Source organism: Vibrio sp. S9_S30, from assembly GCF_014694455.1.
Classification (GTDB): Bacteria; Pseudomonadota; Gammaproteobacteria; order Enterobacterales; family Vibrionaceae; genus Vibrio.
This window is the reverse complement of the sequence record NZ_JAAUWT010000035.1, coordinates 1-15,928: the sequence shown is the minus strand read 5'-3', so window position 1 is coordinate 15,928 and position 15,928 is coordinate 1. Positions and strand designations below refer to the sequence as shown.

General features: G+C 46.4%; 14 protein-coding genes. 13 read left to right on the top strand and 1 reads right to left on the bottom strand.

What is annotated here, in order from left to right:
* Positions 1–153 precede the first annotated feature (153 nt).
* The 7 genes from HC752_RS22810 (at position 154) to purF (ending at position 8,549) form a co-directional block, all read left to right on the top strand.
* On the top strand, positions 154–2,427 hold the full coding sequence (locus HC752_RS22810; protein WP_190337502.1) for a FimV/HubP family polar landmark protein: 2,274 nt from the start codon (positions 154–156) through the stop codon (positions 2,425–2,427).
* 154 nt (positions 2,428–2,581) lie between these two features.
* Positions 2,582–3,373 (top strand): tRNA pseudouridine(38-40) synthase TruA, encoded by a 792-nt coding sequence (gene truA, locus HC752_RS22805; RefSeq protein WP_190337501.1) that lies wholly within the window; start codon positions 2,582–2,584, stop codon positions 3,371–3,373.
* A gap of 310 nt (positions 3,374–3,683) precedes the next feature.
* Positions 3,684–4,610 (top strand): acetyl-CoA carboxylase, carboxyltransferase subunit beta, encoded by a 927-nt coding sequence (gene accD / locus HC752_RS22800; protein WP_190337500.1) that lies wholly within the window; start codon positions 3,684–3,686, stop codon positions 4,608–4,610.
* Positions 4,611–4,652: 42 nt separating this feature from the next.
* The gene (folC, locus tag HC752_RS22795) at positions 4,653–5,927 is read left to right on the top strand and encodes a bifunctional tetrahydrofolate synthase/dihydrofolate synthase (protein ID WP_190337499.1); all 1,275 of its coding nucleotides are present in this window, start codon (positions 4,653–4,655) and stop codon (positions 5,925–5,927) included.
* A complete protein-coding gene (locus HC752_RS22790; RefSeq protein WP_190337498.1) occupies positions 5,917–6,447 on the top strand; it encodes an SPOR domain-containing protein in 531 nt (176 codons plus the stop codon). The genes folC and HC752_RS22790 overlap by 11 nt, the downstream gene beginning before the upstream one ends.
* A 62-nt stretch (positions 6,448–6,509) precedes the next feature.
* The gene (locus HC752_RS22785) at positions 6,510–7,001 is read left to right on the top strand and encodes a CvpA family protein (RefSeq protein WP_190337497.1); all 492 of its coding nucleotides are present in this window, start codon (positions 6,510–6,512) and stop codon (positions 6,999–7,001) included.
* 33 nt (positions 7,002–7,034) lie between these two features.
* Positions 7,035–8,549 (top strand): amidophosphoribosyltransferase, encoded by a 1,515-nt coding sequence (gene purF, locus HC752_RS22780; protein ID WP_190337496.1) that lies wholly within the window; start codon positions 7,035–7,037, stop codon positions 8,547–8,549.
* A gap of 87 nt (positions 8,550–8,636) precedes the next feature.
* On the opposite strand, the gene HC752_RS22775 is transcribed toward purF, so the two are convergent.
* The gene (locus HC752_RS22775) at positions 8,637–9,530 is read right to left on the bottom strand and encodes a LysR family transcriptional regulator (protein ID WP_190337495.1); all 894 of its coding nucleotides are present in this window, start codon (positions 9,528–9,530) and stop codon (positions 8,637–8,639) included.
* A 228-nt stretch (positions 9,531–9,758) separates the two neighbouring features.
* On the opposite strand from HC752_RS22775, the gene HC752_RS22770 reads away from it, so the two are divergent.
* From HC752_RS22770 to recR, 6 genes are all read left to right on the top strand, one after another.
* The gene (locus HC752_RS22770) at positions 9,759–10,862 is read left to right on the top strand and encodes a response regulator (RefSeq protein ID WP_190337494.1); all 1,104 of its coding nucleotides are present in this window, start codon (positions 9,759–9,761) and stop codon (positions 10,860–10,862) included.
* A gap of 419 nt (positions 10,863–11,281) precedes the next feature.
* A complete protein-coding gene (locus HC752_RS22765) occupies positions 11,282–11,668 on the top strand; it encodes a DUF454 family protein (RefSeq protein WP_190337493.1) in 387 nt (128 codons plus the stop codon).
* 119 nt (positions 11,669–11,787) lie between these two features.
* A complete protein-coding gene (gene apt, locus HC752_RS22760; protein ID WP_190337492.1) occupies positions 11,788–12,333 on the top strand; it encodes an adenine phosphoribosyltransferase in 546 nt (181 codons plus the stop codon).
* 36 nt (positions 12,334–12,369) lie between these two features.
* The gene (gene dnaX, locus HC752_RS22755) at positions 12,370–14,706 is read left to right on the top strand and encodes a DNA polymerase III subunit gamma/tau (protein WP_190337491.1); all 2,337 of its coding nucleotides are present in this window, start codon (positions 12,370–12,372) and stop codon (positions 14,704–14,706) included.
* A gap of 91 nt (positions 14,707–14,797) precedes the next feature.
* Complete coding sequence (locus tag HC752_RS22750; RefSeq protein WP_190337490.1) at positions 14,798–15,127, top strand: YbaB/EbfC family nucleoid-associated protein; 330 nt, start codon at positions 14,798–14,800, stop codon at positions 15,125–15,127.
* A gap of 21 nt (positions 15,128–15,148) precedes the next feature.
* Positions 15,149–15,748, top strand: a complete 600-nt coding sequence (recR, locus tag HC752_RS22745) for a recombination mediator RecR (protein ID WP_190337489.1) — start codon at positions 15,149–15,151, stop codon at positions 15,746–15,748.
* The last annotated feature ends 180 nt before the right edge of the window (positions 15,749–15,928 follow it).

Sequence of the window (15,928 nt, the reverse complement as noted above, 5' to 3'; positions counted from 1 at the left end):
CGTAAAAGAGCCCTAGAAAGAAGTTTTCCTGCCCTAAAGTCTGAGCAAATTCAATGTCGGTGTAGTAATCCAAAGGAAGTTGGAGGATGCTTTCACTCTGCACTCTTAGGTAAAAAACGGTAGGACCTGCCAGAGCCAGAGCCAGAGCCAAATATGCCTGAGTCCATACCAAATGAGTTTGGTATGCCACAAGATGAAGATTGGGATTTTGATGATGCTGACCTTAGTGGTCTTGAAGAATGGTCAGATCTTCCCGAACCAACAGATGATCTTGATTTAAATGAATTAGACAGTAGTGACTTAGGTGAGCTTGACTCCGAATCTGCCGCGCTTGATGCGATGGCAGATGAGCCAGCGCCGCTACCGGAAGATCTGGACTTAGAGCCTACATCTCTAGAGCCTGAGACGGATGAGCCCGACGCGGTTAAGCCGGAAGGTAACGATCTTGAGTTATCAGAGCCAGCGGACAGCGAAACGGGAGAAGAGCCAGAGCAACCTGAAACCATCGAACTGGACGATGCCGATCTCGGAGAGTTTGATGAAGCTGCCGCGCTTGATGCGATGGCAGAGGAGCCAGCGCCGCTACCGGAAGATCTGGACTTAGAGCCTACACCTCTAGAGCCTGAGACGGACGAGCCCGAGGCGGTTAAGCCGGAAGGTGACGATCTTGAGTTATCAGAGCCAGCAGACAGCGAAACGGGAGAAGAGCCAGCGCAACCAGAAACCATCGAACTGGACGATGCCGATCTCGGAGAGTTTGATGAAGCTGCCGCGCTTGATGCGATGGCAGAGGAGCCAGCGCCGCTACCGGAAGATCTGGACTTAGAGCCTACACCTCTAGAGCCTGAGACGGATGAGCCCGAGGCGGTTAAGGCGGAAGGTGACGATCTTGAGTTATCAGAGCCAGCGGACAACGAAACGGGAGAAGAGCCAGCGCAACCTGAAACCATCGAACTGGACGATGCCGATCTCGGAGAGTTTGATGAAGCTGCCGCGCTTGATGCGATGGCAGAGGAGCCAGCGCCACCGCCGGAAGATCTGGACTTAGAGCCTACACCTCTAGAGCCTGAGGCGGATGAGCCCGAGGCGGTTAAGCCGGAAGGTGACGATCTTGAGTTATCAGAGCCAGCGGACAACGAAACGGGAGAAGAGCCAGCGCAACCAGAAACCATCGAACTGGACGATGCCGATCTCGGAGAGTTTGATGAGGCTGCCGCGCTTTATGCGATGGCAGAGGAGCCAGCGCCGCTACCAGAAGATTTGGATGTTTCGGACATCGCTGGAGACAGTGATGGCACGACAGAGTTGGACGACTCGGATCTCGGAGAATTTGACGAATCAACGGCGATGGAGGCACTCCCTAATGAAGCACTATCGTTACAGGAAGCTCTCAACCCTGTTGATGATGATATCGCAGCAGAAATTGAAGCCGAAGAAGCGATTCGTTTAGAAGATGCTTCGGTTAGCAACGATGAGTTAGAAGAATCTGACTCTCTAAATCGGGTGGAGATAGAACCTGCCCCAGAAGATTCGATCGGGTTGGATGATTCAGAGCTTGAAGAGTTGTCTGTAAGCGATGAAGAGTTAGGTGAGTTTGATGAGTCTGCAGCACTTGATGCGATGGAAGAAGAGTCTGCTACTCTGGATCCGTTGGAGGCTGAACCTGTTTCTGAAGATTCGATTGAATTGGATGATTCTGAATTAGGCGAATACGATGAGGCAGCAGCACTCCAAGACGCACTGGCTCTTTCTTCGTCCGATGATAAAAGTGCATTACTGACAGATGAAGATTTAGCCCAATTTGATGAGTCAGCCACAATGGCGACGCTACTGAGTGAGTCAGAAGGCGACTCGGTTGGGAGGTTTGAACAGCCCTTAGACAGTAAAGTCGTTGATAGTGCTGGTATGGATATCGACACCATGCTGGAGATTGGCGAGGACTGGAATGGTTTTAACCTCACACCAGAGCAGCAAGCCTCTATTTCAGAAGATGTTCCTGAGGAAGAAAAAGAAGTTTGGGGAACTGCGGAAGCGCTGCAAGATCCTGAAGTGCATGAAGAAGACTGGGAAAACCAGCCTGACATTTCTAGCGAAAAAGAAGCTGATCAGAAGTTCATGAGTGTCGATGAACTCATGGCGCAAGTAGAAAAGGAAGAAGCAGAATCCGGTGAAAAGCCAGACCTAGACGCTGAAGCTTTGGAATTGAACGTTGGGTTAGATGAGTTTCCCGATGTGCTCGGGGATGTGGAGCCTTATGATGTCGACGACAATAGTGAGGCCGCTGGCAAATTGGATTTAGCTAAGATTTACGTTGAAATGAATGACAATGATGGTGCGATCAAACTGTTGGAAGAAGCCATTGTTTATGGTGATGATGACGTTCGACGAGAGGCAAAATCTCTCATTGACAAATTGAATGAACAATAGCGTATAGCACGATTCAAACAGGCAGCCAATGGTTGCCTGTTTTTTATTGATCGGATGGTGATTTTGCTCAGCCTTGTTGGCTTGCCGAGCCTAGCACCGTTAGGTTGTTTGGGTATATACTCTCCGCCCCCGTAAGACAGAAAAGTAAACGATTATGCGAATAGCGTTAGGCATTGAGTACGATGGTGCGAAATACTATGGCTGGCAACGTCAGAGAGACGTCACCAGCGTTCAAGAAAAACTAGAAAAGTCACTTTCCATCGTGGCCAATCATGCTGTTGAAGTTCAATGTGCAGGAAGAACGGATGCGGGAGTTCATGGCACAGGGCAGGTCGTTCATTTCGATACGACCTCAGCAAGAAAGATGGCGGCATGGACCATGGGAGTGAATGCCAACATGCCCAAAGACATTGCTGTTCGTTGGGCGAAAGAGGTTCCAGAAGAGTTCCATGCTCGCTTTACTGCAACGGCAAGACGCTATCGTTATGTGATTTACAACCACGCCTATCGTCCTGGAATTTTATCTTCAGGCATTAGCCATTATCATGGCGAGTTAGACGAAAAGAAGATGCATTTAGCCGGTCAGTTCTTGCTTGGCGAGAACGATTTTACTTCTTTTCGTGCGGTGCAGTGCCAGTCTCGTAGTCCTTGGCGAAATATCATGCATTTAAACGTGAGTAGACAGGGTAATTACGTTGTCATAGACATTAAGGCAAATGCGTTTGTCCACCACATGGTGAGAAATATCACTGGTAGCTTGATTGAAGTAGGGCGTGGCAATCAAAGTCCAGAATGGATTCAATGGTTGCTAGAAGCAAAAGACAGAAGGCTTGCGGGAGCCACTGCCAAAGCGGAAGGGCTCTATCTGGTTGATGTTGATTACCCAGAACGTTTTGGATTGCCAAGAGAACCGCTTGGACCGATATTTTTACCCGATACGTTTTAATGCTCATTGTGAAATTGAAACGATTAGCTCCGTAGACTTGAAATGCCGATGCTTTTCTATGGAATTAAACCCGTTAGTACCGCTTTTTATGCTGGGTAAATATAAAAACAGTATCGCATGGCTTTTGGTTGTGTTGTGGTCACCAAACGTATTGAAAAGTTGTGAGTTATCGCACTTTGTTGCTGCTTTAAAATAGGTACAACCAGTTTTTGATCCACAGTGTGAGAATATTGTGCTTTAATCCTCACGCATCATTCAGAATTTGTATCTTTCGCAATTAGGCGAAAGAGTTAATAGAAAAAGGTCTTCCATGAGTTGGCTTGAAAAGATTTTAAATAAAAGCAGTATCGTAAGCTCACGTAAAGCGTCCATCCCAGAAGGGGTTTGGACCAAATGTACTTCTTGTGAGCAGGTTCTGTATCATGCAGAGCTAGAGCGTAACTTAGAAGTATGTCCAAAATGTGATCATCACATGCGTATGGGGGCACGTCGTCGCCTTGAGTCATTCCTTGACGAAGGCGAGCGCGAAGAATTGGCCACTGAGTTGGAGCCTCAAGACAAACTAAAATTCAAAGATTCGAAGCGTTATAAAGAACGCATTTCGACGGCTCAGAAAAACAGTGGTGAAAAAGACGCCCTTGTTGTTATGAAAGGTGAATTGCTTGGATTGCCTGTTGTAGCTTGTGCTTTTGAATTCAAATTTATGGGCGGTTCAATGGGCTCGGTTGTCGGGGCTCGTTTCGTACGTGCCGTTGAAGCCGCCATTGAAAACAACTGTGGTTTGGTTTGTTTTTCTGCCAGTGGCGGTGCTCGAATGCAAGAGGCTTTGATGTCTCTCATGCAAATGGCCAAAACCAGCGCTGCGTTGGAACGGTTGTCCGCAAAAGGATTACCTTTCTTCTCCGTGATGACTGACCCAACAATGGGTGGTGTTTCTGCTAGTTTAGCGATGCTAGGCGACATTAATATCGGTGAGCCGAAAGCACTGATTGGTTTTGCTGGTCGTCGCGTTATCGAACAAACTGTTCGTGAAGATCTTCCAGAAGGCTTCCAGCGCAGTGAATTCCTCCTTGAACACGGTGCGATTGATATGATCGTTGATCGTCGTGAAATGCGTCAGCGTATTGGTGGTTTGTTGGCAAAATTGACGAATCAAACTTCCCCAATGGTGGTATCGGTTAACGATTCTCCTATTGAAGAGCAATACGAAGTACCAGTTGCGGACGAAAAAGAGTAAAGTATTCATTAAACAGCCGCTTAAGAATTAGTTAAGAGTTTAATGAGTCATATTCAAGTACCCCAAGCCACATCATCTCTTACGATGTGGCTTCATTATTTAGAAAACATCCACTCTAGCGCCATAGACCTTGGTCTGGAGCGTGTACAGATCGTTGCCGAAAAAGCCCAGCTAACTAAACCCGCTCCAAAAGTCATAACAGTCGCCGGAACCAATGGAAAGGGTTCTACCTGTGCTCTTATGGAAGCGATTTTACTGGAGGCGGGTTATTCTGTTGGCGTTTACAGCTCCCCACATCTTATTCGATACACCGAGCGAGTGCGCATCAATGGTGTTGAATTGGATGAGAGAAAACATGCGCAGGCTTTCGATTTTATTGAAAAACAACGTGGCGATGTGAGCCTAAGCTTCTTTGAGTACGGAACCCTTGCGGCACTTCGCCTATTTCAAACGGAGAGTGTTGATGTCGTCTTGCTTGAGGTAGGGTTAGGTGGGCGACTGGATGCCACTAATGTGGTGGATCATGATGTGTCGGTCATTACTAGCCTTGCAGTTGACCATGTTGACTGGTTGGGTGACGACATTAACGTTATCGGCTACGAAAAAGCAGGGATATTTCGCAGCAATAGACCTGCGGTATGTGGGCAGCCCAAAGCACCTGCAACGGTCGCCGCACATGCTGATGATATTGGCGCCAAGCTACACCAAGTCGGGATTCAGTTTAGCTATTCCGTCGAGGGGGATAAATGGAGATGGCGCTCGGGGCAATTCACGCTGGATGATCTTCCTCTTCCCGATCTCCCTTTACCGAATGCTGCCACGTCTTTAATGGCTCTTGGGTGCGCAGAGTTAGATATTTCAGACGTTAATATCTTAAAAGGTTTGAAAAGGGCAAAACTTGCAGGTCGAATGCAAAAGCTGTCTCAATCCCCCATGATTTTGCTTGATGTTGCCCACAATCCGCATTCAGCTGAGTATTTGGTGGAGCAGCTCAATAAGCATTATCCAAACACACCAATCCATATGGTGGTAGCCATGCTGCGCGATAAAGACATTGCTGAAACACTGAAGGCACTCACACCTGTTGCAACGAAGTGGTATCCAGCTTCACTGGAAGGCGAGAGGGCAGCTAAGGTAGAAGAGCTTCTCACACACCTGCCATCGAATACTGGTAAGTTTAATACGCCAATAGAGGCATTTGAAGCAGCCAGAAAGCAGGCAGGTTCAAGTGAGCTCATTGTCGTTGTAGGTTCATTCCATACTGTGGGAGCGGTATTGGAATACTGGGAATCAGAAAGGAGCCATAATGGCGAGTAGGTTTCAAAGTAGGCTAGTAGGAACCATCTTATTGGTTGCTGCTGGTGTGATCGTGTTGCCCGATCTTTTGGATGGGAAGAAGCAACACTTTAAAGAAGAGCTTGCCCCTATTCCGATTAAGCCAGAGCTCGAGGAAGCCGCTGAAGTCTTTGAAGTGCTGGAACCAGTTGAAGACGATTTGGTGTTACCAGACAGCCCAGTTTCTGCGACGGTTTCTACAGAATCGGAGGCCGAAGAGATAGACGTGACCCCAAGATCAGTAGTCGAAAAAAATGACTATGCCGACAGTGCATGGATCATTCAGTTGATGGCGCTTAAAAACGTCGATAACGCTAAAAAGCTAGTGGAAGACCTTCAAAATCGGGGTTATCAAGCCCATCTCAAGCAAGAGAGCGCATTTTCAAGAGTTATTATCGGTCCTGACGTTTCTAAGCCCAAATTGGAAAAGCAAATCAAGGAATTGGAAAAAATCACTGGGGCCAAAGGCCAACTGTTGAAATTTAAACCATTAAACCCATAAGAAAACGTTTGCGTTGCGATTTTTTCTGTTAAAATGCGCGCCAACTTAAGATGTAGGACAGAATGAACTGGATAGATTTTGTCATTTTAGGGGTAATCGGACTGTCCGCTGTGATCAGTTTGATTCGAGGCTTCGTGAAGGAAGCATTGTCTCTTGTTATTTGGTTTGGCGCGTTTTTTATCGCCAGCCACTACTACACCAAACTAGCGGTGTATTTTACCAACATTCAAGATGATATGTTTCGAAACGGAGCCGCCATTGCAGCTTTGTTTATTGCGACATTGATTGTTGGCGCATTAGTCAACTATGTTATTGGACAATTGGTGCAAAAAACGGGTCTGTCTGGAACCGATAGGATTTTAGGGATCGTCTTCGGAGGATTGCGTGGAATTCTTATCGTATCTGCAGTGCTGTTTTTCATTGATGCATTTACTGCATTGCCAAATTCAGAGTGGTGGATTAACTCGCAATTGATTCCTGAATTCAGCCGAATCATTGCCCCGTTTTTCGAGCACCTAAAAGAAACTTCAAGCTTTTTGTCTGGCACCGTGTAGTGCCAGCCTACTGTCAAAACCGAGGATTATGACATGTGTGGTATTGTTGGAATCGTGGGTACAACACCTGTAAATCAGTCAATTTATGATGCGCTGACTGTACTACAGCATCGTGGTCAGGATGCCGCTGGTATTATTACCATAGAAAGCAATCGTTTTCGTCTGAGAAAAGCGAACGGTTTAGTTAAAGATGTCTTTGAAGCTAAGCACATGCAACGTTTGCAAGGTACTGTTGGTATTGGTCATGTTCGTTACCCGACGGCGGGCAGTTCAAGTGCATCAGAAGCCCAGCCTTTCTACGTAAACTCTCCATACGGCATTACTCTTGCCCATAATGGTAACCTTACCAACGCTCACGAACTGCGTGACCGCCTGTTTGAAACAGCGCGCCGTCACGTCAACACAACGTCTGACTCTGAAGTGCTTCTCAACATTCTTGCTCACGAAGTTGACTTGACGAAGGAAGTCACCAAAGATGCCGTATTCAGTGCCGTTGCAAATGTTCACAAACAAATCCGTGGTGCTTATGCGGTAGCGGCAATGATCATCGGACATGGTATGGTTGCATTTCGTGACCCACACGGGATTCGTCCATTATGTTTGGGCAAGCGAGAGCTAGAGTCTGGTCGAACCGAATACATGGTTGCCTCAGAATCCGTGGCGTTGGACGCGGTAGGCTTTGACTTTGTTCGCGACGTGGCTCCGGGCGAAGCCATTTATGCCACTTTTGACGGTGAGTTGTTCACCCAGCAGTGTGCGGAAAACCCTCAATCAAATCCATGTATCTTTGAATTTGTTTATTTTGCTCGCCCTGATTCGTTTATCGACAAAATTTCCGTCTACAGCGCTCGTGTGGAAATGGGTAAAAAGCTAGGCGAAAAAATCAAGCGTGAATGGGAAGAGTTGGACATCGATGTGGTGATCCCTATCCCTGAAACATCTTGTGACATCGCGTTAGAAATTGCACAGATTATTGATAAGCCTTACCGCCAAGGTTTTGTTAAAAATCGCTATGTTGGTCGTACCTTCATCATGCCGGGTCAGCAACAACGTAAGAAATCAGTTCGTCGTAAGCTCAACGCTATTCGCTCTGAGTTTAAAGGTAAGAACGTCTTACTTGTTGATGACTCTATTGTACGTGGTACCACTTCTGAGCAGATCATTGAGATGGCTCGCGACGCAGGAGCTAAGAACGTATACATGGTTTCCGCTGCACCTGAAGTTCGTTTTCCTAACGTTTACGGTATCGACATGCCTAGTGCCAATGAGCTGATTGCACATGGTCGTGACAATGAAGAAATTTGTCAGATGATTGGCGCAGATGCGTTGATTTTCCAAACGCTGGAAGATTTGGTTTCCGCTGTGGGTCTTGGTAACCGAGATATCGCCCGTTTCGAAAGTTCAGTATTCAATGGTGAATACGTGACTGGTGATGTTGATCAGGAGTACTTAGATTTCCTTGATTCACTGCGTAACGATGATGCGAAAGTACAGCGCGAAATTCAACAAGATCTTGCGAACTTGGAACTGCATAACGAAGGTGCGTAGTTTTTCTTTAGAATAGAATTTGTTAACGTCTACGAACAAAAATGCCAGAGTGTGATGCTCTGGCATTTTCTATTGTTGAAACAAGTTTCAACTCGCCGTTAAGGATGAGTTGGTTGAATGCTGACTGAAAAAGTCGATCAGAAGACGTACTTTTTCTGGCTGATGATCTTTATGGTTATAAAGCATGTAGACGTCTCTCGGGTTTGCGCTCCAGCCTTCCAATACTTGAATTAAACTTCCATCGGCAATGTACGTATCAAGCATAACGTTAGGCATCAACGTTATTCCCAGTCCCGCTGAACACGCACGTCTAACAACATTAAGTTCGCTGGCTTCGAGCCGACCACGTTCATTAATGATGACGGTTTCGTCTTCACTATTTGTTAACTGCCAGCGCATTAATGGATGACCTTTAAGCAATGCATGCTCTCGTAAGTCCTCAGCATGCAGTAGTGGACGATGCCGACGGAGATACTCGGGGCTTGCGACTAAAATATCCTTTACGGAATTGATCTTTCGGACAATTAAGCTGGAATCGCGCTGCGGACCGACGCGAAAAATAATATCCCATTCGGTAGGGTCTAGTTGATCCGCAATATTGGTTGTGGTGAGTTCGATTCGGATGTCTGGGTACTCCGTCATAAACCGATTAAGTAAAGGCATGATTATGCGCTTTGTTATGTTCGCAGGAGCTGAAATTTTGAGTTTCCCCGCAGCACCACGACAGCCATCGGAAATGCTTTCAGCCGCAGAAGCTAGCTGCTTTAGCAAAGGTGAGCATTCTACGTAAAACCGTTCTCCGGCCTCCGTTAGTGCGAGTTTCCTTGCATGACGGTTCAGCAATCTAAGATTGAGAGAGTCTTCAAGCGCTTGAATGCGGCGAGTGATTGTGGCGACAGGGATCAAGGTTTTACGCGATGTTGCGGTATAGCTGCCATTCTCGACAATTAGGCGGAAAAGATTGAGATCATCAAATTTCATTTGTAATACACACAAAAAATGCAAGAGAAATAGTGTAACGTAATTTTTCAAGAGGGGGTTGTTTTAAGTCAACGATTCCTTGCAGCAGAAAGAACAGTCGTCAACGCAAATTGCGGCATGGGTAACATTTGCGAAGTTGTGGAAATGGGGATTTCTGACTACGTTTTATATGACTAAGAAAAAATAATAAGAACCGTTTAGGAAGCATTCTATTTTGAGGTTAGACCTATGGTTAAATCAAGCGTATTGCAACATCAGGTGGCTGGAGGTGCTGCCTTAGACAAATCAACCGTCATGATCGTCGATGATGACGCCATATTTCGTCGAATGCTCACGAGTTATCTAGAATCCAGTGGTTATCGGACTCTAGAAGCGGAAAACGGGCTAGATGGGCTCAAACAACTTCGATTTGAAGTTCCAGATTTGGTCATATGTGATATTTCGATGCCCGTGCTAAATGGCATCGAATTTGTAGAAGAAGTGAGCTGGGAGTACCCATCGCTTCCTATGATCGTCGTCTCTGCAACTGAAGAAATGTCCGATGTCGCCAGAGCGCTCCGCTTTGGCATTAAAGATTTCCTTTCAAAACCGATTCCAAATATGGGTCATTTGGAAAAAGCGATCTGCAGCACGTTGGAAGATGCTGAGTCCAATGATTCTGACCAGCGTGATTTTGCGAGTCAATGGTTTCGTGTTGATGAATCCGGGGACCTGCCAGAGGAGCAAGAGCTTCATTGGCATTTAGATCACCTGCAAAACAACCCAAACATGGCCCGCGATCTGCTTGAAGCACTTCTTCCTGAAAGAGACACAAAAACAGGGGGTTGGAAATGCACCTACCGCCTTCTTCAATCTTCTGAGTCATTGCCTTTGGTATTTGATTATGCGTGGGTGATGGACGGACATTTTATTTTTTATTTGGTCGATGCGGCCTCAGGTGGCGATCAGTCGGTGGCAACCACGTTGCTGATTCGTGCGCTGTTTAATGATCAATTACGTAACAATAAGAGCGATACAGTCGATTTGAATCAGCTTATCGATGCCGTAGAGAAGGGGATTATGTGTTCAGAGTACGCCTCTTCCATCAGTGCCCTGTTTGGTGTGGTCGATATGACCGACAGCTCTTTGATAGTGCATTCCGCGGGGCTGGAAAGTGTTTGGTCTAGTGGCGGTCAAAATGTGCATTTGCACAAAGGAGTGAGGCTCGGAGAAGGATGCTTACATAAAAAATCGGAATCACCTCTCATCGTTCATAGTGGCGGGCAACTCACCATGAGTAAGCTAGGTGCGAGCAGTTTCTGTTTGTGTATTTACCAAGGCAATTTACAGTAAGATTCAAACCGTTTTTCGTTAAAGAAAAGTGAGACCGCGGTAGCGAAGGTTAAATAACCTTTTACTTTATAGGTTTTTTGAAAGTACGGCTTCTTATATAGTCAATCGTCTAGTAATGAGGAGAATATCAATATCATGTCAGAACAAGAAAACTATAAAGATCCATTCAACTTTCTTTACTTTTTAGGATTTATTGCTGCGTTACTTATATCTACACTACCTGCTACACTTACTTGGATTCGAATATTTTCCGGTTCCTAGTAAAATAGGATTTGGTATCGATAGATAGAAACGGTTTCCCATTGGAAGCCGTTTTTCCGTTGTTCCGGCGCAATTTTTTGAGCCTACGGTTACTTGAACATGGCAATTGAGTGATAATACTCATTTTACAATAGTGTCAGGAGAAGCTGGTTATTCGTATGCGTCGCACTGCTTGGAATGTTTTAGGGTGGATTTCGTTGCTATTAGGTGTGCTGGGTATAGTACTCCCTTTGCTGCCGACGACGCCTTTTCTATTGCTGACGAGCGCATGCTTTTTACGTGGAAGCCCGACGTTTTATGATTGGCTGCACTCCCACCCTAAACTTGGTCCTGTATTAAATGATTGGCAACAACACAGATCGCTTAAGGTCAGCGTGAAACGGCGTGCCTATGTCTTTATCATCATCAGTTTTTCGGTGTCCATTATTGTTGCCCCGATTCTTTGGGTAAAGGCTATGCTATTGGTATTACTTTGCGTTTTACTGGCGTGGTTTTCACGAATACCCGTCTTCAACCCTGTTGCTGATAAAGAAGAAAATCACTAACATTAGGCGCCGCCGAAAAGCGGATTTCATTTTTCTTTTTCCAGTTCGCAGACTAAAGCAGACTGGAGTATTACAATGTGCGTTTATTGTATAACGCCGAAGATTAAAAGATTGAGCTTATGACTACTGAAACCATCGCCCAAATCCAAGCGAGCATTAAAAGCATTCCGGATTACCCAAAACCAGGGATACTTTTTCGCGATGTAACCAGTTTGATGGAAAATGCCGACGCGTATCGCGCAACAATTGCATTGCTCGTTGAAAAATACAAAGACATGGGGTTCACAAAGATTGTGGGAACCGAAGCACGTGGCTTTCTGTTTGGTGCGCCTCTGGCATTAGATCTTGGTGTCGGGTTTGTTCCTGTACGCAAACCCGGTAAATTACCCCGTGAAACGATTGCTCAGTCTTACGAGTTAGAGTACGGAACCGATACCTTAGAAATCCATACGGACGCTATCGTTCAAGGCGATAAAGTTCTTGTCGTCGATGACTTGTTAGCCACAGGTGGCACCATTGAAGCAACCGTGAAATTAATTCGACAATTGGGTGGTGATGTTGAACATGCAGCGTTCGTCATTAACCTGCCAGAAATCGGCGGTGAAACTCGCTTGAAAGAATTGGGTCTGAATGTATACAGCATCTGTGAATTCGAAGGGCATTAAGCCTTTTTGGTATTCATTCGTAATTGGAAAGCGTGAATGAGTTATTTAGCGTTAGCACGTAAGTGGCGACCACACCAGTTCAGCGAAGTCGTTGGGCAAGGTCACGTTCTCACTGCGTTGGAAAATGCACTAAGCCAGAACCGATTGCATCATGCCTATCTGTTCAGTGGAACGCGTGGTGTCGGCAAAACAACAATCGGTCGCTTGTTTGCCAAAGGGTTAAATTGTGAAACCGGAATCACGGCGAAACCCTGTGGTGAGTGTTCGACATGCAAAGAGATCGATGAAGGTCGATTTGTTGATTTGCTCGAAATCGATGCCGCATCCCGCACCAAGGTAGAAGATACGCGTGAGTTATTGGATAACGTTCAGTACAAGCCTGCACGTGGTCGTTTTAAAGTCTACCTAATCGATGAAGTGCACATGCTTTCTCGTCACAGCTTCAATGCGCTTCTGAAAACATTGGAAGAACCACCTGAATATGTGAAGTTCTTGCTTGCCACCACTGATCCACAAAAGCTCCCTGTTACGATCCTTTCCCGCTGTCTTCAGTTTCATTTGAAACCGATCAGCGTAGATAACATTCATCAGCAACTCGATCATATCCTTGGGTATGAGCAAGTCACCTCAGAACCCCGTGCATTAGGGATGATTTCCCATGCTGCTGATGGCAGTATGCGTGATGCACTCAGCCTAACAGACCAAGCCATCGCACTTGGTAATGGAGTGATAGAGACAACGACGGTATCGAACATGCTCGGTACATTAGATACCGACCAAGCGATTCACTTGCTGGAAGCGATCAGTGCTCACCAAGCACAAACGGCATTAGATGCGCTGACTCGGCTCGCACAAAATGGTGTGGATTGGGATGGTTTGCTTCAAGAACTCGCCACTCAGCTTCACCGAATTGCCATGTATCAAGCTTTACCTGCAACACTGGACAAAGGCAAACCAGATGCCGAAAAAGTAGAGTTACTGGCTAAGGCGCTTTCTCCAGAAGAAGTACAGCTTTACTACCAGATCGTAATTAAAGGTCGTGAAGACATCGCCATCGCACCGTCACCTAAAATGGGTGTGGAGATGGTTGTCTTACGTTTGATTGCTTTTAAACCCGCGAGTGCCAAAGCACTGCCTTTGAATACTCAGCCAGAAGAGCAAAAATCTGAAGAAGCGCTCCCTGCCGCCATACGTTCAAGACCTATTCCTTCGTCTTCTGCCAATACTCGCTCGGATTCACCATTACCGCCTCTCAAAGAAGCCTCCGGAACACTTGTTGTACCCGCTTCCGCTACGCCAGAGGAGAGTGTGCGAGACAAGCTTAATGAAGTGCGAAACCCTACTGAGCAACAGCAACCAGCTTCGGTATTGACCTCGAATGAACCCGCTCCAGATTATGGCGATATGCCGAATTACGGTGATTACGAACAAGACACAATGCCACCGCAGTACGACGATCCGGCTTACGCTCAACCCCCCGTTTCAACGCCGAACCCATCGCCTTCAAATTCATCGAGTCAGGCAGGTGCCAACAGTCATACACCAGTGCAGCAGCAATCATCAGTACCTGTGAGCCCTATGTCTGGGTTGCGTCATCAGCTAAGAAGTCGACGTAACCAAGCCGGAAGTGAAAACAAGGCTGGAAGTGAAAATAAAGCCACTGGTGGGTCGCCAAAAAAGGCTAACGCGACACCCGCAACCAAAAAACAGACCGCAGCAGAGCGCATAGCGCAATTTGCTTCCGCTGGGCAGGTGTCGCCAGTCAATTCAGCAATGGCGAGTTCGTTACACGGTGATCCATCTCCACACCGCTCGTTAAACGTGCCTTCGGCAACAGCAAATACTGAAGAGCAAAACATTGCCAACGAACCTTATCAATGGAAGCCATCCAAGCCAGTAGAAAAGCCAAAGAAGACGGAACTGACACCGACTCAGATTAAGAAAGCGCTAGAACATACGAAAACACCGGAAATGGCGGCAAAATTGGTTGAGGAATCGGTCGCGGTCGATGATTGGTCCGCCTTGATTCAGAAATTGGACACCGAAAAACTGGTGGAACAATTGGCATTGAACTCTTCGTATCGTAAAGAGGGGCATGTCATCCATCTCACCTTGAGATCAGCTCAGGCGCACCTTAATACCGAAAAAGCTCAAAAAGAATTAGCCGAAGCGTTAGCGACAGCATTGGAAGAACCCTGTGAGCTCATTATCAAAATCGGTGAAGAGGGGGAATCTCCATTGGAATTAAGAGACAAATTGTATCAGAGCAAATTGCAACAAGCGCACGACAGTTTGGCTCAAGATCCTCACATACAGTTTATTACGGCTCGATTTGCCGCCGAAATAGACGCCGATAGCGTGAGACCAATCTGATTTACAGATGACAAGTTGGAATGGGCGTTGAAAGCAGGGTTTTTACCCCCATAAAGAATTTATAACCTAAGATAAACCAGAGAGAAAAGAAATGTTTGGTAAAGGTGGAATGGGCAACCTAATGAAGCAAGCCCAACAAATGCAAGAGCGCATGCAAAAGCTTCAAGAAGAAATCGCGAACATGGAAGTAACGGGTGAGTCCGGTGCTGGTTTAGTGAAAGTAACCATTACTGGCAGCCACAGTGTTCGCCGCGTTGATATCGACGAAAGTTTGATGGAAGACGAAAAAGAAATGCTAGAAGATCTTATCGCAGCCGCATTTAACGATGCTGCTCGTCGTGTAGAAGAAACTCAAAAAGAGAAAATGGCGTCAGTCACGGGTGGAATGCAAATGCCTCCAGGCATGAAAATGCCTTTCTAATTGATGCAGTAGACACAATTTATGCGAACCAGCCATATGCTGGAACAATTGATGGAAGCCTTACGTTGCCTACCTGGGGTTGGTCCCAAATCGGCACAACGTATGGCTTTTCATTTGTTACAGCGCGATAGAAAAGGCGGGCTTCAATTAGCGGATGCACTTTCTCAAGCCATGACTGAAGTTGGTCATTGCAGTGAATGCAGAACGTTTACTGAAGAAGAAACCTGCCATATTTGCCTTAACCCGAAGCGCCAAGAAAATGGCCAGTTGTGTGTGGTGGAAAGCCCGTCAGACATTGCGGCTATTGAAGCAACCGGTCAGTATTCTGGGCGCTATTTCGTACTAATGGGGCATTTGTCTCCGTTAGATGGAATAGGCCCAAGTGATATTGGGCTTGATGTGCTCGATTTTCGGTTAAGGCGCCAAGATATTGCCGAAGTGATACTGGCGACCAACCCAACCGTAGAAGGGGAAGCAACGGCACATTACATCGCCGAGCTTTGCCATGCACACGACGTGGACGTGACTCGAATTGCACACGGTGTGCCTATGGGAGGTGAGCTGGATCTGGTGGATGGAACCACACTGTCTCACTCGATAATGGGAAGGCACAAACTGTAAAGGCTGCTGTCTTAATTCAACGGTTTTGTTAGCCTAAAAAATGCCGCAGATTCTGCTAATGCCGCTCGCTTAACAGCGTGCGGCTCTTTTCTTATGTGGATACCGGGGAGCCTTATACAGAACAACCCGAGGAAAAGGCTTCCTCTTTCTTTTCTTGGGTAAAATGAGTCGCTTACCACT